The organism is Kitasatospora sp. NPDC001540 (genome assembly GCF_042894345.1).
Taxonomy (GTDB): domain Bacteria; phylum Actinomycetota; class Actinomycetes; order Streptomycetales; family Streptomycetaceae; genus Kitasatospora; species Kitasatospora phosalacinea_C.
On record NZ_JBIAVO010000014.1, the window covers coordinates 25,384 to 42,336 of the forward strand.

The window sequence follows — 16,953 nt, forward strand, 5'->3', positions numbered from 1 at the left end:
GCCGCCGTCTCAGTGGCCCAGCGGTGCCGTCCAGTTGAGCACGGTGCCGCCCGCGGGCGGGGCAGTGACGGTGAGGGCGCCGCCGAGGGTGCGGGCGCGCTCCTCCAGGTTGCGCAGGCCGCTGCGGCGGCCCTGGGCCGGGATGCCGGTGCCGTCGTCCTGGACGGTCAGGGCGACCTGTCCGCCGGCGGCCTGCAGGGTGACCTCGACCCGGCCGGCCCGGGCGTGGCGGGCGGCGTTGCTGAGCGCCTCGCCGAGGACGGCGACCAGGTGGTCGGCGACCGCGGGCGGCACGTCGGTGTCGAGCAGGCCCTCCATGCTCAGGCGCGGGGCGAAGCCGAGGACGGCCTGGGCCTCCTCGACCACGTGCACGGCGCGGGCCCGCAGGCCCTGCCCGGCACCGGCCTCGCGGACCCGCAGGCCGAAGATCGTCGAGCGGATGATCTTGATGGTCTCGTCCAGGTCGCCGACGGCCCGCAGCACCCGGTCGGCGGCCCCGGGGTGGTCGATGAACCGGGAGGCGCTCTGCAGCGTCATGCCGGTCGCGAACAGCCGCTGGATGGCCAGGTCGTGCAGGTCGCGGGCGATCCGGTCGCGGTCCTCCAGGACGGCCAACTGCTCGGCGTCGCGCCGCCGTTCGGCCAGTTCCAGGGCGAGCGCGGCCTGGTCGGCGAAGCCCAGCAGCGGGTCGATCTCGCGCTCGGTGAACTCGGCCCCGCCGCTGCCGCGCACCAGCAGCAGCACGCCCTCGGTGTGGCCCTCGGCCCGGCCCAGCGGCACCGCGACGGCCGGTCCGGTGCCCGCGAAGCGGGGCACGCAGGCGGGGTAGCGCGGGTCGGCCGTCAGGTCGGGCGAGGTCACCGGGTAGCCAGTCGCGCAGGCCGCGCCGGAGATCGTGCCGTCCAGCGGCACGTCCACCCCGACCCGCCCGTTGACGTCCCCGCCGAGGGCCAGTTCGACCCGCAGACCGGCGCCGTCGGGCAGCGTGGTGAGCACCTCGGCCCACTGCGCGCCGGAGATGTCGCAGGCCCGCTGGGCGATCAGCTCCACCACCTGGGTGCGCGAACTGCCGGACAGCAGGCGGCGGTTGATCTCGGCGGTGGCGGTCAGCCAGCGCTGGCGGCGCTGCGCCTCCTCGTACAGGCGGGCGTTGTCGATGGCCACGCCCGCGGCGACCGCGAGGGTGGCGATCACCGATTCGTCGTCGTCGTCGAACCCGGCGGCGCCGCGCTTGTCGGTCAGGTAGATGTTGCCGAACACCTCGTCGCGCACCCGCACCGGCAGGCCCAGGAAGGTCCGCATCTCGGGGTGGTGGGCGGGGCAGCCGGTGGACGCCGGGTGCTGCTTGAGGTCGTCCAGGCGCAGCGGCTGCGGGTGCCGGATGAGTTCGCCGAGCAGGCCCTTGCCGGTGGGGTAGGGGCCGATCCGGGCGATCTCCTCCTCGTCCAGGCCGACGGTGAGGAACTGCGAGAGGGTGTCGCCGTCGGGGCCGATGATGCCGAGCGCCGCGTACCTGGCGTCGGCGAGGAAGGCCGCGGCCTCCACGATCCGGCGCAGCACCTGGGTCAGCTCCAGCTCGCGGCCGACCGACAGGACGGCCTCCAGCAGGCTGTGCACCCGGTCGCGGGTGCCCCGGGCCACGTCGATCCGGGCCTGCAGCTCGGCCAGCAGCTCGTCCAGCCTCAGCTGCGGCAGCCGCGACCGCGGTTCCTCCTCGCGCACCGCGCTCCTCCTCGTCCGTGGCTCCGCCGCCGATTCTCGCAGACCCCCGGGGCGGCACGGCCCCACGGGGCGGGCTGCGGCAGGCCCGGCCGCCCCGCGAACCGGCAGGTCACCGCGGGCGAGGACCCGGCGCGTCAGCGACCGGCGGTGCGCAGCACGAGCGCGGCGAGCGCCTCCGGGGCGCCCGGCTGGTGGCGGACGCCCGGGAAGGCGTTGACGTCGACGACCACGGGGCCGTCGGGGCCGGGCAGCAGGTCGACGCCGTACACCTCGAGGCCGAAGGCGGGCCCGGCGGCGAGGGCGATCGCGCGCTCCCGCCCGTCGGGCGTCCAGGGGCGGCCTTCGGGTGCGCCCGGGACGAGTTCGGAGCGGCGCTGCTCGGCGAAGACCTGGCCGCCGACCACCCACACCTTGCGGTCCCAGCCGTCGCCGTCCACCGGCCGCTGGGTGAGCACGGGTTCGCCGGGCCACTGCTCGACGAGCGCGCGCCACTGCTCGGGGGTGTCAGCGCGGGCGACCAGGTCCTCCTTGCGGCTGTGCAGGCTCTTGACCACCACCGGTCCGCCCCAAGGGAGTCGGCCGAGGACACCGCGGGCGAGGGTGGGCGCGAAGGGCAGGTCGGCGGCCCGGGCGGTGCGCTCCATCCAGTCGCGGTCCTGGCAACGGCCGGTGGCTCCGGCGGAGTTGAGCACCGGGGTGCCCGCCCGCTCGTACTGCGCGGCGCGGCGGAGCTCCTGCTCGCCGCGCGCCTTGAGCAGCACCACGTCGGCCGCCTCGTCCTGACCGACCGTCAGATGGCCGTCCCGCTCCAGGAGTTGGCGCACTCCGGCGAGCAGCGGGTGGTCGGGTTCGCGGGCGATCAGGGCGATCCGCACCGGCCGCCGCGGCCGTGGGGCGTTCACCGGGCGGCCCGGGCGTCGGGGACTACAGCGCCGGGAACGGCGGTACCGGTAACGGCGGTACCGGGGGCGGCGGTGCCGGGGACGGCGGCGTCGGTGAGCAGGTGGCGCGCGCCGGGGGTGGGCCAGGAGGAGCCGGTGCGGGCGAGCCGGACCACCGCGTCGGCCACCCGCTCGACGGCGCGCGGGACCTGGCGGAAGCTCGGGAAGTCGTTGACGTCGACGACCACGGGGCCGTCGGGGCCCAGCAGCACGTCCAGCCCGTACAGGTCGAGGCCGAACACCTCGCCGACCTGCGCGGCCAGCGCGGCGACCTCGCGCGGCAGCGGGACGGGGCGTTCCACCGCGGGGTGGTGCGGGTGCAGTGGTGAGGTGCGCAGGGTGGCGAAGAACTCGCCGCCCGCGCAGTACACCTTCAGGTCGCAGCCGTCGTTGCGGACGTAGGGCTGGGCGATCAGCAGTCCGCCGTCCGCGGGGGCGGTCAACTCGGCGAGCTGCTCGGGCCGTTCGACCAGGTGGACGGCGCGCCCGGAGGAGCCGTCGGCGGGCTTGACGACCAGCGGGTAGCGGCGGGCGCCGATCGCGGCGAACGCGGCCGGGTCGGCGGCGGCCCACGTCCGCGGCATCGGCAGGCCGTGCAGCGCGGCGACCACGGCGGCCTGCGCCTTGTCCCGGACCGGACGGATCGCCCGGGCGTCGTTGACGGTGGTCAGACCGGCCGCGGCGGCGGACTCCAGCAGGCCCAGGCCCGGGCCGCCGGAGACGGTCTTCAGCACCCAGGCGTCGTGCTTGCCGCTGCGCACCAGCTTGGCGAGGTCGAGCAGGTCCGCGCCGGGCCGCAGCACGTCCACCCGGTGGCCGACCGCCCGCAGGTGCTCGACCACGGCCAGCGGCATCCCGTCGTTGCGGTAGTGCTCCTCCACCAGGAAGCAGAACCTCATGTGCCCCATGTGCCCCCACCCCACTTTCCCACTGTTCCCCTCGCCCCCGCCGGACTCCCCCGGGGCGAATCGCATCCGCCCACCCTGCCATGGATCATCCGCCGCATTTCACCCAGGGTGTCCGGGAACGGATACAGCCGCGTCACAGGTGCGTTGCCGCAGGTCTGGAACCGTACGTCCCGGGCATGACGTTCTCATGACGCCCCCTTGGCGCACTCTTTGAGGAGGACCGTGTGCACCCGCTGCTGCGCCCGCACGCCCGACACGACCTGACCGACCGTCCCGCCCCGGCCCGGCTGGCCTACCCGGCGGACGACGTGCTGGTGGTCTCCGGCCTGCCCGGCAGCGGCAAGAGCACCCTGATGCGGCGCTGCGCCCGCGTCCGGGTGATCGACTCCCAGCACACCCGGGCCGCCTTCGCCCGCGCCCTCCCCGGCGTCCCGTACGCCCTGTACCGGCCGCTGGTCCGGCTCGCCCACTACCTGCGGCTGCGCGCGGCGGTCCGGGCCGGCGGCCCGCTGGTCGTGCACGACTGCGGCACCCTGCCCTGGGTGCGCCGCGCCCTGGCCCGCGCCACCGCCCGGCAGGGCCGCCGCCTGCACCTACTCCTGCTGGACGCCAGCCCGGCCCAGGCCGCCGACGGCCAGCGCCGCCGCGGCCGCCAGGTCTCCCGGTACGCCTTCGCCCGCCACCGCCGCGCCTGGGCCGCCCTGCGCGCCCTGGCCACCGCCGACGGCCCGCTGCCGCCCGGCCTGGCCTCCGCCGTCCTGCTCCCCCGCGAGGCGGCCGCCCGCCTGACCGCCATCGAATTCACCACTCCCGCAAGCCCCTTGCCCCTGCCCCACCCCGTCCCGCTCCCGCGCCGCGAACCACTGCAGGCCGCCACCACCGCCTGACCCCCACCCCGCACACCCCCCGCCCCCGCCACCACGCCCCACCCGCCGCCCGAACGCTCGCCGTTCTCCGCTCGCCAGCCATCGACCGCCGCTTGGCCGCTCGCCGCTCAGGGCGTCCGCCGGTTGTCGGTCGCCGCGCCGCCACTTCCCGCTCGCGGGTTGCGGCGAACGGTTGAGCCCGTCCGCGCGTCGCCCGTTGCCGGGCCCGGACGTGGCTAGTCTCCCGCCATGGGCACCCCCGAACGTACTCCGGAGCGCGCCGCCTCGTCCGCGCCCGCGTCCGCTCCGTCCCCGCAACCGCAGCCCCTGCCAGTGGCACAGGCGCAGACGCAGAGGCCGGAGCAGGTGCTGCGCGGCCCGCAGGCCCGGCGGATCGCCGACCGTCTGTCGGTGCAGTTCCGCGTCCCGTTCGAGCCGCAGTACGAGCCCCGGCACGACGTCCGGCACGAGCCGTCGCCCGATTCCTCGCCCGCCCCGACCGAACCGCGCTGGACGCTGCGCTGGTACGACGGGCCGACGGTGGACGCGGTGCGGACCGCGCTGGGGCGGCTGTTCCCGGACGGGGCGGGCGCGGCGTTCGCGGTGCGCCGGGACCTGACCACCCGGGCGCTGGCGCTGGCGGCGATCCGGGAGACCCGGGCGGGTGCGATGCACCGCTCGGTGGGCAGTTGGGGTCAGCGCTACCACCTGGAGCAGTTGCTGGCGGGGCAGGAGCATCCGGACCGGCCGTCCGGTCCGCGCGAAGCGGCCATGCTGGAGCGGCTGTTGGCGGCCTCGACCATCGAGTCGGCGCGCGGCCCGGCGGCCCCGGACCTGTCCCGGGCCTTCGACCTGGTCGCGCGGGACGGGGTGGCCTGGCTGCTGCCCGAGCACCGCCTGGCCGGACCGGCCGACCGGGACGAGCTCGCGCTCTCCCCGCTGGAGTACCTGACGGCCCGCTACGCCACCGGCGTGCACCGCACCGCGTGGGAGACCGCGCTGGCCGTGCTGCCGCTGCGCACGGCCGTCACCGCCGCCCACCAGGACCCGCACCCCGACCCGGAGGCCGCCCGCGCGGCCCTGGCCCTGCTGCCCGCGCTGCGCGCCCAACTCTCGGCGGAGATCGACGCGATCGGCGACCGCCTGGCCACCGCAGCCACCGAAACCGAAACCGAAACCGAAACCACCACCACAGCGGCCGAATCCCCCGCCGTCCCCACCGCCTGAACCCCTCCCGGCAGCGTATCGACCCCCATTCTGCCTGCTCACGCCCGCTTCCGGTAGGACCGAGCGCACATCCGTCCGCCCTTGTCCGGTGCACCCCGTGGGCCGCAGACTCGTCCGCATTCCCCCTTTGGACGAGCTCGATGGGAGTCGTGTGTCCTCACACGTGCAGGTGGATCAGGAACTGGCCTTGCGGGCCCGGGTGTTGCTGGCGGGCAGCGAACCGCCGACCCCGTGGCAGGCGTACCGTGCGCACCGTCTGCTGGCCGCGGACAACCCGGCGGTGCACCTGCCGCGGCTGGCGCTGGCGGCGATCGAACTGACCCGCCACTACCCGGTGCTGCTCCGACCGGACCTCCAACTCGCGCTGATGGAGGAGGCGTTGACCGTCGCGGCGGCCATCCCGGCGCAGGACCCGTTCCGGCCGGAAGCGATGCGGCAGATCCGCAAGGCGTACACGGAGCGGGCCGCCCAGCTCGGCATACCCCTTCCGCCAGCCTGGAGTTGACGGCGCGTCAGAGTTCGGCGTCGCGGGCCAGCAGGGCGGCCTGCACCCGGTTCTCGCAGTCCAGTTTGGCGAGGATCCGGCTGACGTAGGTCTTCACCGTGGCCTCGCTCATGTGCAGCCGGGCGCCGGTGTCGGCGTTGGAGAGCCCTTCGCCGAGCAGCTCGACCACGGCGCGTTCGCGCGCGGTGAGCACGGCCAGCCGCCGCCTGGCCCGTTCGCCGCGCGCGGCCGCCGGGCCCTCGGCGAGGCTGTCGACGATGTGCCGGGTGGCGGCCGGGGAGAGGAAGGCGTGGCCGGTGGCGGCGGCCCGGACGGCCTGGATCAGTTCGCCGGGGGCGGTGTCCTTGAGCAGGAACCCCGCGCCGCCGGAGGTGATCGCCCGGAGCACGTTCTCGCGTTCGCCGAAGGTGGTGAGCACGATGGCGCGGGTGCCGGGCGCGGTGCGGGGCAGTTCGGCGAGCGCGCTGAGCCCGTCCAGGACGGGCATCCGGATGTCCAGCAGCAGGACGTCGACGGCGAGTTCGGCGGCCAGCCGGAGCGCCTGCGCCCCGTCGGGGGCCTCGCCGACCACCTCGATGTCCTCGGCGGAGGTGAGGATCATCCGGATCCCGGCCCGGATCAGCGGCTCGTCGTCGGCCACCAGCACCCGGATCACCGCGCCCCCTCCGCCTCTCGCACCGTCCCCGCCTTTCGCACCGTCCCTGCTCCTCGCACCGACCCCGCCCGCACCGCTACACCTTGCCACGGAAGTGCTGCTTCTCCACCAGCAGGCCGTCCTTGAAGCAGAACCGCAGCACGTCCTGGCCGCCTTCCGTCCCGGTCTCGCGGTCGCTGGCGAACCAGCGGCAGTGCGCGCCCTCGGGCACCGGCGGGCCGGACTTGCGGAAGTCGCCGGTCAGGAAGTCGCTGCCGACCGGCAGCCGTTCGTTGACGGACTCCTCGCTCTGGCCGACCTGGATCGAGTCGTAGAGCTTCAGCGGGACGGTGGCGTCGCGCATCGAGCTGACGAACACGATGGCACCGACCGCGGCGACCGCGGCGACCACCCCGAGCACCCCGAGCGCACCGAGCGCGCAGCCCACCGCGGGGCTGCGGCGGCGCTTCTCCGGTTCGACCGAGGCGCCCGCCAGCAGGGCGAGTTCCTCGTCGTCGGGGAGGGCGGCCCGGGCACCCTCGGAGGTGTAGGGCAGCACCCCGGCGAGCCGGAAGCCGCCGTCCGGCAGCGGCCCGCTGTGCACCATCCCGCCCAGCAGCCGGGCCCGTTCGCGCAACCCGGTCAGGCCCTGCCCGCCGGAGACCGCGGCGGCGCCGTCCCCGCCGGGGCCGTTGGCCACCTCCACCACCAGCGCGTCCGGTTCGTACCGCACGGTCAGCGTGATCTCCGCGCCGGGGGCGTGCTTGTGCGCGTTGGTCAGGCCCTCCTGGGCGATCCGGTACGCGGCGTGGCCGGTGGCGGCGGCCAGCGGGCGGGCGGTGCCCTGGTGGCGCAGTTCGATCCGGGCGCCGGCCGCGCGGGAGGTCTCGGCAAGGCGGTCGATGGCGTCGGCGCCGCCGGGGGCGGTAGCGGTGTCCTCGCGCAGCAGGCCCACCACCTCGCGCAGTTCGCGCATCGCGCCGGTGGCGGCCTGGCGCAGCACGGCGACGGCCTCGCGCTGCTGCTCGCCGAGGGTGCGGTCGACCTCCAGGGCGCCGGTGTGCACGGCGATCAGGGCGAGTTGGTGGCCGAGGCTGTCGTGCATGTCCTGGGCGATCCGGTGGCGTTCGCGCAGCCGGGCCTGCCGGGCGATCATCACGCGTTCGCGCAGCAGTTGCCCGTTGCGTTCGCGCAGGCTGTCGAGCAGGGCGACGCGCTGGGCCCGGTAGCGGCCGAGGACGGCGGGCAGCACGCCGACCAGCAGGTACCCGGCGACGCACAGGCCGAGCAGCACGGGCAGCGGGAAGTGGTCGCGCCGGTTCTGCAGCAGGCCGACGGCGAAGAGGGCCGGGAAGCCGAGCGCCAGCACGGCCGGGGCCCGCCAGGGCTTGCCCAGCCGCCGTCCGGCCGAGTACCCGGCGGTGACCAGCACCGGCAGGAACCCGACGGGCCCGCCCAGGCCCGCCGCCGACACCACCAGCACCGGTCCGGGCAGCCCCCGGCGCAGCGCGTACAGCACCGCGCTGGCCCCCACCACCAGCCCCGACGGCCACCCCCCGCTGTCCGCCGCCTGCAGCAGCGCCGCGAGCCCGCACACCAGCAGCCCGCCCAGTACCTCCCGGACGACCGTCCAGACCCGCCAAGGGCCCGGGAACGCCCGCCGCCACCACGTCCTCGTCACGCCCCGACCCTAGCCACCCGCGGCCGGGTCCCGCTGCCCCCGAAAGTCGTCCCTCCCCGTCGACGATCGTCGTCCCCGCGCACCGGCGCCCGTCAGCGGAAGGCGTCGGCGTGGCGGGCGCACCAGTCGGCGAAGGTGCGCGGGGCGCGGCCCAGGAGGCGCTGGACGGTGTCGGTGCGGAAGCCGGTGGTGTCGGCGCGCAGCAGGGCGAAGGCCTCGGTGATCGCGGCGGCGAGGGCGGCGGGGGCCCCGGCGGGGAAGCGGGCCCGGACGGCCTCCTCGGGGGTGGCGGTGGGGCGGACCGCGAGGGGGCGGCCGGTGGCGGCGGCGAGCAGGGCGACCTGTTCGGTGACGGTGAGTGCCTCGCCGCCGGTGAGGGCGTAGTGCTCGCCCCGGTGGCCGTCCTCGGTGAGGACCAGGGCGGCGACGTCGGCGACGTCGGCCGGGTCGATCGGGGCGAGGCGGCCGGGGCCGACCGGGTCGAGGACGTAGCCGCCGGTGCGGATCGTGTCGGCCCACTCCAGGGCGTTGGTCATGAAGCCGCCGGGCCGCAGGACCGTGAACGGGGTGCCGCTGCCGCGGACGATCTCCTCGCGGTCGTGGTGCCAGCGGCCCATCGCGGGCAGCGGGTCGCCGAGCACGTTGGCGGAGGACAGGTGCACGAGGTGGCGCACCCCGGCGGCGCGGGCGGCGGCGACGGCGTGGGCGGTGTGCTCGCTGCCGAGGCCGGGGGTGAGCAGGAAGACCCGGTCCGCGCCGTCGAACGCCGCTGCCAGCGTGGCGGGGCGGTCCAGGTCACCGACCGCGCGTTCGACCCGGGCGGGCAGCCGGGCGGCCCGGGCGGGGTCGCGGACCAGGGCGCGGACCGGGGCGCCCTTCGCGTCGAGCGCGCGGACGAGTGCGCGCCCGACGTTCCCCGTCGCGCCGGTGACCAGTATCATCGTTCCCCCTGAAGACATTAGCCGTCTAGCGATCCCTGGCGACCGAACGCTAGCCGGGAACTGATTAGCCGTCAATCGATTCGCTGGAGCGACCGGAGGCCCGCGTGCCCGAATTCCTGGACCTGCACGGCAAGACCTCGAAGGCGCTCCGGGCCGCCGCCGACACCGGCATGCGCCGCCACGGACTGCACCTGGGCCAGAACCTGCTGCTCGCCGCCCTGTGGGAGCAGGACGGCCGCACCCCCGGCGAACTCGCCGCCGCCCTCGGCGTCACCACCCCCACCGTGGTCAAGATGGCCACCCGGATGGCCACGGCGGGCCTGCTCACCCGCACCCGCGACGACCGCGACCAGCGCCTCGTCCGCCTCCGGCTCACCGACGCCGGCCGCGCCCTCCAACAGCCAGTCGAGGCCGAACGCCGCCTCCTGGAGGAACGCGTCACCGCCGACCTCGCCCCCGAGGAGCGCCGCCTCCTGCTCACCGCCCTCGCCAAGGTCCACCGCGCCGCCACCACCCTGCTCGCCGAGCAGGACCACCCCGCCGAACAGGGCGACGGCACCCGCACCTGACCTGCCGTCAGTCCGGCTCCCCCGTCAGCCGGGCGACCAGGATCGCGACGTCGTCCGCCCGGCCGTCGTCGTGGCGGGCCTGGCCGAGCAGGAGGTCGGCGAGGGGTTCGAGGCCCGCGGGCGGTTCGGGGCCGGGGGCGGCGGCGTGGGCGAGGGTGGCGCGGAGGTGGTCGATGCCCTCGGCGAGGGTGGCGGTGGCGGACTCGACCAGGCCGTCGGTGTAGAGGACGAGGGTGGCCCCGGCGGGCAGCCCGGTCTCGGTGGCGGGGAAGTCGAGGTCGCGGTCGATGCCGAGCAGCGGTCCGGCCTCCAGGTCGAGCACGGTGGTGCGGCCGTCGGGTTCGCGCAGCAGCGGCGGCGGGTGCCCGGCCCGGACGGCGCGCAGGGTGCGGGTGGCGGGGTGCAGGCGCAGCAGGCAGCAGGAGGCGAGCAGCCCGGTGTCGAGGTCGAGCAGCAGGTGGTTGGTGCGCCGGGCGACGGTCTCGACGGGGTCGTCCGCGCTGGCGAACGCCCGTACCGCGCTGCGGAGTTGGCCCATGAGCGCGGCGGCCTTGACGCTGTGCCCCTCGACGTCGCCGATGATCAGGACGGCGCCGCCGTCGGGAGTGGGCAGCAGGTCGTACCAGTCGCCGCCGATGTCCATGCCGCGGGTGCCGGGCAGGTAGCGGGCGGCGGTGGCGAGGCCGGGGACGGCGGGCAGCCGGTGTGGCAGCAGGGCCTGCTGGAGGCCGCGGGCGACGGCGGACTCGGCGTCGTAGAGGCGGGCGCGCTCCAGGGCCTGGGCGATCAGGCCGCCGAGGGCGGTGAGGACGGAGCGGTCCTCGGCCGTGAACGTCCGGGGGCGGTCGAAGCCGAGGATGAGGCTGCCGACGGGGTGGCCGGAGGCGATCAGCGGGAGGAAGGCCCAGGCGCCCATCTCGTCGCGCGGGATGCCGGGGTAGGCGGCGGAGAGTTCGCGGGCGGACTCGAAGAAGACGGGGGCGCCGGTGGTGAACACCTCGGTGCCGGGCAGCCGGGCCCGGATCGGGGTGCCCTCGAAGGGGTCGAGGAAGCCTTCGGGGTAGCCGCGCTCGGTGACCAGGTGCATGCGTCCGGAGCGGGCCAGGTAGAGGGCGAGCTCCTGGCCGCCGAAGCCGGGCAGGATCTGGTCGGCGACGGCGTCGGCGACCTCCCGGACGGTGACCGCCTCGGTCAGCGCGGAGGCCAGTTGCAGCAGGTGGTAGACGCCGCCGAGCGGGGCGGGGGTGGGCGGCGGGGCCTCGGGGAGGGTGGTGTCCTCGCTGGGGGCGGCGGGCACGATGCGGCCGGTGAGGCCGTGCGCGTCGGGGTAGAGCGAGAAGGCCAGCCAGTGGTGGGGCGGGCGGCGGGCGAGGAACGCGGTGGGCTGCTGGGAGAGCATCGCGGAGCGGTAGCGGTCCTCGTAGGCGGGGTCGGCGAGCCAGGGCAGCGCCTCCCAGGGTCGGCGGCCGAGCAGGTCGGCGCGGGTGGTGTGGAGCAGCATCTCGGCGCTGCGGTTGACGTAGCCGACCCGGCCGTCGGGGTCGAGGGCGAGGACGCCGTCGCGCAGGCGTTCCACGGCGGCGGTGGCCGCGGTGGCGGCACCGGCGTCCAGCACGGCGACCACCAGCCGGGCCGGGTCGGCGACGGGCCGCCCGTACAGGTCGAGCTGCCGGGTGCCGCCGCCGGGGTCGCGCAGCCGGACGCGCCGGGTGAACGGGCCGCCCTGCCGGGCGGCGCGGCGGGCGGCCTCGCGCAGCGGGGCGACGTCCTCGGGGGCGAGGCGTTCCAGCAGGGTGGCGTCGCGGCCGTCGTACGGGCCGGGGCCGAGGATCTCGCGCAGCCGCTCGTCGAGGGTGATCCGGTCGCCCGCGAGGTCCCAGTCGAAGAAGCCGACCCGGACGCCGTCCCCGCCGGGCACCGGCAGCGGCACCACGACGGGCGGCCCCTCGCCGCCGACCCGGTCGCCGTACGGGAGCAGCCCGGTGGCGAGCCGGTTGCCCGCAGCGCGCAGTTGGCGGCGGGTGGCGGCGGGCGGGCGGCTGCCGTCGGCGGGCCAGAACACGGTGATCACCCCGAAGGTGCGGTCGCCCGCGGTGACGGGGGTGGTGGCGGAGGCGTGGGCGTACGGGAGCCCGACGGCGAGGCGGGGGTAGCGGCGCATGGTGTCGTCGGCGTCGGCGAGCACGATGGTGCGGCCGCCGCGGTAGGAGTCGGCGACCGGCAGGGGCGCGGCGACGGCGATCCGCTGGAACGGTTCGAGCAGGCTGGGCGGGACGCCGACCACGGCGGCGACCACCAGCGAGCGCCGGTCGGCGGAGTGCAGGTAGAGCACGCCCCCGTACGCGGCGGTGGCCCGGACGGCGCGCAGCAGGCCGTCGGCGAGGAGCGGTTCGGCGGCCGCGTCCCAGCGCGGGCGGGCGTCGCCGGGCGGGGTGCCGGGGCGCGTCGCCGGGTCGGGGTCGGTGCGTGGTGGCGGGCCGGTCGGGTCTGCCGGGACACCCGGGCGCATGTTCCTCTCTGTACGCCGTCGACCGGGGCGCGTCAAACGGGGGACGGCGTCCGTCCGTCCGGGTGAGGACGCCCCGGCGTGCCGGTATGACAAATACGACGAGGGGATCATCGACCGGTATGCCGAGCCCTTCCACCACGCCCCGCCCCCGCTCCGCCGCACCAGCCGCCCGTGCCGCCCGTGCCGCCCGCCCGATCCTCCGCCCGGGCCGCCACCACCGCCGGGGCCTGGCCGCCCTCACCGTGCTCGCCACCCTCACCGTCGGCTGCTCCGCCCTGCACCCCCAGGACCCCGCCCCCACCCGCTCCTCCGCCCCGGCCGCCCCGCCCGCCGACGCCCAGGCCGCTCAAGCTCAGGCTGCCCAAGCTCAGGCCGCCCAAGCCGCTCAGGCCCAGGCCCGGGCCGCGCTCGCCGCGATGCCCGCCGCCCGCCCGCAGGCCGCCGCCGGGCAGGAGCTGAACGGCCGCGCCTCCGCCGCCGAGCACGAACTCGTGCTGCAGCAGGCCCTCGCCGCCGCCCGCCGCTGGGGCCTGGCCGCCCTCCCGCTGCGCGCCCCCGCCCCGCCCGCCGTCAAGCCGGAGCTGGCCGACGGGCCCGGCGTCAAGCGCGCGCCCGGCCTGCCGCCGGTGGTCCAGCGCGTCCCGACCACCGACAAGGTGGTGTTCCTGACCGTCGACGACGGCGCCGAGAAGGACCCGCAGTTCGCCGCCATGGCCGCCGAGCTGGGCGTCCCGATGACCGCCTTCCTCTCCGACTACCTGGCCCGCTCCGACTACGGCTACTTCCGCGCCCTGCAGGCCCACGGCGTCACCATCGACAACCACACCCTCACCCACCCCGACCTGCGCCGCCTGGGCCCCGACGCCCTGGAGCGCGAGATCTGCGGCCAGCAGGACCGCCTCCAGCAGGAGACCGGCACCCGCCCGCGCCTGTTCCGGCCCCCGTACGGCGAGTACACCGAGGCCGCTCTGCGCACCGCCGCCTCCTGCGGCGTGACCGCCGTCCCGCTGTGGAACGAGGAGGCCTTCCCCGACCACCTGGAGTGGCGCTACGCCGACCAGAAGTTCCACCCCGGCGACATCGTCCTCACCCACTTCCGCGCCCCCGCCGCCGACTGGAAGGGGACCATGCCCGACATGCTGCGCCGGGTCGTCGACGCCGCCACCGCCCAGGGCTTCGCGATCGCCCGCCTGGAGGACTACCTCTGATCCGCGGGCGCCCCGCCGGACGCTTCGAACTGCCGCCCGAGCGGCGCGAGCTGACGGCTGACGGAGCGTCGGCCGCCGACCACCGCTCGGCCGACCGCCGCTCAGCCCTCGTCCTGCCACGTGGCCCGCTCCCCCGCGCCCCCTTCCCCCGGTGCGGTCGCCACCGCGACCCGGGGCAGCGCGTGCGGGTGGTGCTCGCGCAGGAAGGCCACCAGGTGCTCGCGCAGGTCGCAGCGGAGCTCGAAGGCGTCGGACGCGTTGGCGGCGGTGGCCAGGGCGCGCACCACCAGGGTGCTGGGGGTGGTGTCGACGACCTGCAGGGCGCTGCCCTCGCCGTCCCAGCGCGGGTGCTTCGCCAGGTAGGCGTCGAACTCGGCGCGCAGCAGGTCGACGGGGGTGCTGTGGTCGAGGTGCAGCAGGGCGGTGCCGGTGATCCGCTCGGAGCGGCGCGACCAGTTCTCGAACGGGCGGCCCGCGAAGTACGACATCGGCATGACGATGCGGCGCTGGTCCCAGGTGGCGATCACCACCGCGGTCAGGGTGATCTCCTCGACGGTGCCCCACTCGCCGCCGACGACGACCACGTCGCCGATCCGGGCCAGGTCGCCGAAGGCCATCTGGATGCCCGCGAACAGGTTGGACAGCGCGCTCTGCGCGGCGATGCCCGCGACCACGCCGACCAGTCCGGCCGAGGCCAGCAGGCTGGTGCCGACCACCCGCACCGCGGGGAAGGTCATCAGCATCGCGGCCAGTGCCAGCAGCGCGATCGCCGCCTGCAGGATCCGGCTCAGCAGCCCGACCTGGGTGCGGGCCCGCCCGGCCCAGGCCGCGTCCCGGCGGCGCACCGCGAGCCGCACCGCCCCGTCCAGCACCAGCGCGGCGGCCCGGGCGGTCAGCCAGCCGCAGGAGCCGATGGCGGCCAGCACCAGCAGGTGGACGACCCCGTCGGGGGCCCGCACCCACGGCATGGCGGCCAGCAGCAGCCCGCACCCGATCACCGCGAGGATCGGCTTGCGGCAACCGCGCAGCACCTGCGGCACCGTCCCGGCCCGGGCGGACAGGCGGCGGGTGGAGAGCTCCACCACCCGGTCCACCCCGTAGAGCACCAGCCCCACCGCCGCACCGGTCACGACCAGCCGCACCGCGCTCCACCACCACACCTGCCCTGCCTCCTCGCACGTTCGGCTCCGGGTCCTCCGGCCGCCTTTCCGCCGACCCGGGGTTCACACGCGCCGACCGGGCATACGCGCGTGTGCCGTCCGTCACCGCGTGCCGTCCGCCACCGTGAGGAGCCCGTGCCGTGAACCCCGTCGAACGCGCCCTGCGCGCCGTCGACCGCACCCAGCAGCGCCACCGCCCGCTGGCCCTCGTGGTCGGCGTGGTCAAGAAGTACGGCGACGACCGGGGCGGCCTGCTGGCCGCGCTGATCACCTACTACGCCTTCGTCTCGCTGATCCCGCTGCTGCTCCTGCTCTCCACCGCGCTCGGGTTCGTCCTGCACGGGCACCCTGACGCGCAGCGGGCCGTGGTGGACTCGGCGCTCGCCGACTTCCCGATCATCGGCGACCAGTTGCGCGCGAACGTGCACTCGGTGCAGGGCAGCGGCCTGGCGCTGGTGGTCGGCGTCGCGGGCCTGCTGTACGGCGCGCTGGGCATCGCGCAGGTGCTGCAGCACGCGATGGCGGAGGTGTGGAACGTCCCCGGGGTGCGGCGGCCGGGCTACTGGCCGCGGCTGGCCCGCAGCCTGGTGCTGTTCGCGGCGCTCGGCACCGGCCTGCTGCTGACCACGGCCGCGGCGACGCTGGTGGGCGCGGCGCTGGGCGGTCCGGCGGCCCGGATCGGCGGGCTGCTGCTGTCGGCGGCGCTCAACTCCCTGCTGTTCCTGGCCTGCCTGCGGATCCTCACCCCGAAGGAGGTCCCGTCCCGCGCCCTGCGGCCGGGCAGCCTGTTCGCGGGCCCGCTGTTCACCGTCCTGCAGGCCTTCGGCGCCGCCCTGGTCGCCCACCAGCTCCGGCACGCCACCGCGGTCTACGGTTTCTTCGCCACCGTGATCGGCCTGCTCTCCTGGCTCTACCTGGCCGCCCAGATCACCCTGTACGCGGCCGAGTACAACACCGTCCTCGCCCGCCGCCTGTGGCCGCGCTCCCTCCTCCAGCCCCCGCTGACCGGACCGGACGAGCAGGTGCTGGAGGACATCGCCCGCCAGGAGGAGCGCCGCCCCGAGCAGCACGTGGACGTCGACTTCACCGACCCGCCCGCGGAGGACCCGTCCTCGGAGGCCCCGTCGAAGGACGCGCCGAAGGACCGGGACGGCTCGGACTAGCTCCGCTCCGGCGGGGCGTCGTACGCGCGGGAGAGCACCTGCACCCGGCCGGTGGCGGGGTCGTGGCGGACGGTGTCCAGGCCCATGCGGTCGAGTTCGGCGACGGTGTCGGCGTGCCGGGCGGTGTGCAGCGGGAGCATGCCGATCTTCGGGTGCTCCGGGCCGCGTTCGACCTCCTCGGCGAGCAGGGTGCGCATCAGCAGGTCGGCGGAGGCGGAGGGGAGGTCCTCGTCGACGGCGACGTGCAGCATCAGGTGCTCCTCGCCGGTGGCCTCCCACCGCACCAGGGACACCCAGACCGAGCGGACGGCCGGGAACTCGCGGATCCGGCGCGCCAGCGCGTCGCGCAGCGCGACCGCGAGCGGGTCGGTGGACCAGGACAGCCGCATCCCGGCGCCGGGCCCGTACGCCGCCCACTCCTGGAGCGTCCGGGCGGAGAAGACCCCCTGGCCGTCCGCGGAACGGATGCCGAGCACGTCGACGCCGGTCCGCTCCAGGATGTCGCGCAGCCGGGCCGCGTCGCAGTGCACCATCGCGGCGGCCGAGGGCAGCAGGGCCGCGCCGACCTCCGCGCCGGTGAAGGCGAGCAGGGTGGGCGGCTGCTCGTCGTCGGGCAGGAAGATCACCTTGCCCGCCGCGGTGACGGGCACGAAGGCCCCGCCCGCGAAGAGCGCGGTGAGCACCTCCACCGGTTCGGGCGCCTCGCCCCGGGCCCAGCGGTCGAGGAGTGCGGCGAGGTCGTCGTTGGGCGCGGTGCGTTCGCTCACGGGTTCGGTCACGGGCGCAGCGTAGCGCCCCGACGGTGCGGCCAACTCGGCTTCGCCCGAAGGGAGGTGGCCCCGCCTTGCGTCCCGCCTGTCCATGATGCGGATGCCCCGGTCGGCGGGCGGCCCGGCGTGGTCGACTGGACCGCGTACCC

Annotated in this window: 15 protein-coding genes; 6 read left to right on the forward strand and 9 right to left on the reverse strand. The window is 76.3% G+C overall.

The window, feature by feature from the left end; translation table 11 throughout:
• Positions 1-9 precede the first annotated feature (9 nt).
• From ACFY00_RS18310 to ACFY00_RS18320, 3 genes are all read right to left on the reverse strand, one after another.
• The gene (locus ACFY00_RS18310; RefSeq protein WP_388032521.1) at positions 10-1,722 is read right to left on the reverse strand and encodes a GAF domain-containing protein; all 1,713 of its coding nucleotides are present in this window, start codon (positions 1,720-1,722) and stop codon (positions 10-12) included.
• 134 nt (positions 1,723-1,856) lie between these two features.
• Positions 1,857-2,624 (reverse strand): RimK family alpha-L-glutamate ligase, encoded by a 768-nt coding sequence (locus tag ACFY00_RS18315; RefSeq protein ID WP_388032522.1) that lies wholly within the window; start codon positions 2,622-2,624, stop codon positions 1,857-1,859.
• Positions 2,621-3,571: a RimK family alpha-L-glutamate ligase gene (locus ACFY00_RS18320; RefSeq protein WP_388032523.1), complete on the reverse strand. Its 951-nt coding sequence runs from the start codon at positions 3,569-3,571 to the stop codon at positions 2,621-2,623. The genes ACFY00_RS18315 and ACFY00_RS18320 overlap by 4 nt, the downstream gene beginning before the upstream one ends.
• Positions 3,572-3,795: 224 nt before the next feature.
• Between ACFY00_RS18320 and ACFY00_RS18325 the strand changes: the two genes are divergently transcribed.
• The 3 genes from ACFY00_RS18325 (at position 3,796) to ACFY00_RS18335 (ending at position 6,169) form a co-directional block, all read left to right on the forward strand.
• Entirely contained in the window at positions 3,796-4,458 is a 663-nt protein-coding gene (locus ACFY00_RS18325; protein ID WP_388032524.1) for an AAA family ATPase, read from the forward strand.
• Positions 4,459-4,770: 312 nt separating this feature from the next.
• The gene (locus ACFY00_RS18330) at positions 4,771-5,664 is read left to right on the forward strand and encodes a hypothetical protein (protein WP_388032525.1); all 894 of its coding nucleotides are present in this window, start codon (positions 4,771-4,773) and stop codon (positions 5,662-5,664) included.
• Between the two features lie 169 nt (positions 5,665-5,833).
• A complete protein-coding gene (locus tag ACFY00_RS18335) occupies positions 5,834-6,169 on the forward strand; it encodes a hypothetical protein (protein WP_388032526.1) in 336 nt (111 codons plus the stop codon).
• Positions 6,170-6,176: 7 nt separating this feature from the next.
• Here the strand turns inward: ACFY00_RS18335 and ACFY00_RS18340 are convergent, their stop codons facing one another.
• The 3 genes from ACFY00_RS18340 to ACFY00_RS18350 all read right to left on the reverse strand — a co-directional run bounded on the left by ACFY00_RS18340 (position 6,177) and on the right by ACFY00_RS18350 (position 9,425).
• Positions 6,177-6,824 carry a response regulator gene (locus ACFY00_RS18340; RefSeq protein WP_388032527.1) on the reverse strand — a complete coding sequence of 216 codons (648 nt, stop codon included), beginning with the start codon at positions 6,822-6,824 and terminating at the stop codon, positions 6,177-6,179.
• A 76-nt stretch (positions 6,825-6,900) separates the two neighbouring features.
• Positions 6,901-8,484, reverse strand: coding sequence for a sensor histidine kinase (locus ACFY00_RS18345; protein WP_388032528.1), 1,584 nt, complete (start codon positions 8,482-8,484; stop codon positions 6,901-6,903).
• Between the two features lie 92 nt (positions 8,485-8,576).
• On the reverse strand, positions 8,577-9,425 hold the full coding sequence (locus ACFY00_RS18350; RefSeq protein ID WP_388032529.1) for an NAD(P)H-binding protein: 849 nt from the start codon (positions 9,423-9,425) through the stop codon (positions 8,577-8,579).
• A 104-nt stretch (positions 9,426-9,529) separates the two neighbouring features.
• Between ACFY00_RS18350 and ACFY00_RS18355 the strand changes: the two genes are divergently transcribed.
• On the forward strand, positions 9,530-9,994 hold the full coding sequence (locus tag ACFY00_RS18355) for a MarR family winged helix-turn-helix transcriptional regulator (RefSeq protein ID WP_388032530.1): 465 nt from the start codon (positions 9,530-9,532) through the stop codon (positions 9,992-9,994).
• Between the two features lie 7 nt (positions 9,995-10,001).
• Here the strand turns inward: ACFY00_RS18355 and ACFY00_RS18360 are convergent, their stop codons facing one another.
• A complete protein-coding gene (locus ACFY00_RS18360) occupies positions 10,002-12,503 on the reverse strand; it encodes a SpoIIE family protein phosphatase (protein ID WP_388032531.1) in 2,502 nt (833 codons plus the stop codon).
• Positions 12,504-12,622: 119 nt separating this feature from the next.
• Here ACFY00_RS18360 and ACFY00_RS18365 point away from each other — a divergent pair, with 119 nt between their 5' ends.
• On the forward strand, positions 12,623-13,711 hold the full coding sequence (locus ACFY00_RS18365) for a polysaccharide deacetylase family protein (RefSeq protein WP_388032532.1): 1,089 nt from the start codon (positions 12,623-12,625) through the stop codon (positions 13,709-13,711).
• 101 nt (positions 13,712-13,812) lie between these two features.
• On the opposite strand, the gene ACFY00_RS18370 is transcribed toward ACFY00_RS18365, so the two are convergent.
• Complete coding sequence (locus tag ACFY00_RS18370) at positions 13,813-14,871, reverse strand: mechanosensitive ion channel family protein (RefSeq protein WP_388032533.1); 1,059 nt, start codon at positions 14,869-14,871, stop codon at positions 13,813-13,815.
• 140 nt (positions 14,872-15,011) lie between these two features.
• On the opposite strand from ACFY00_RS18370, the gene ACFY00_RS18375 reads away from it, so the two are divergent.
• Positions 15,012-16,034, forward strand: coding sequence for a YihY/virulence factor BrkB family protein (locus tag ACFY00_RS18375; RefSeq protein WP_388032534.1), 1,023 nt, complete (start codon positions 15,012-15,014; stop codon positions 16,032-16,034).
• Here the strand turns inward: ACFY00_RS18375 and ACFY00_RS18380 are convergent.
• On the reverse strand, positions 16,031-16,813 hold the full coding sequence (locus ACFY00_RS18380; protein ID WP_388032535.1) for a hypothetical protein: 783 nt from the start codon (positions 16,811-16,813) through the stop codon (positions 16,031-16,033). The two genes, ACFY00_RS18375 and ACFY00_RS18380, sit on opposite strands and share 4 nt — an antisense overlap.
• Positions 16,814-16,953 lie beyond the last annotated feature (140 nt).

What these genes read in the sequence shown, in the direction of transcription:
- ACFY00_RS18320 (WP_388032523.1), bottom strand. Translation starts at nt 3,571, where the DNA reads ATGGGGCACATGAGGTTCTGCTTCCTGGTGGAGGAGCACTACCGCAAC.
- ACFY00_RS18350 (WP_388032529.1), bottom strand. Translation starts at nt 9,425, where the DNA reads ATGATACTGGTCACCGGCGCGACGGGGAACGTCGGGCGCGCACTCGTC.
- ACFY00_RS18360 (WP_388032531.1), bottom strand. Translation starts at nt 12,503, where the DNA reads ATGCGCCCGGGTGTCCCGGCAGACCCGACCGGCCCGCCACCACGCACC.
- ACFY00_RS18365 (WP_388032532.1), top strand. Translation starts at nt 12,623, where the DNA reads ATGCCGAGCCCTTCCACCACGCCCCGCCCCCGCTCCGCCGCACCAGCC.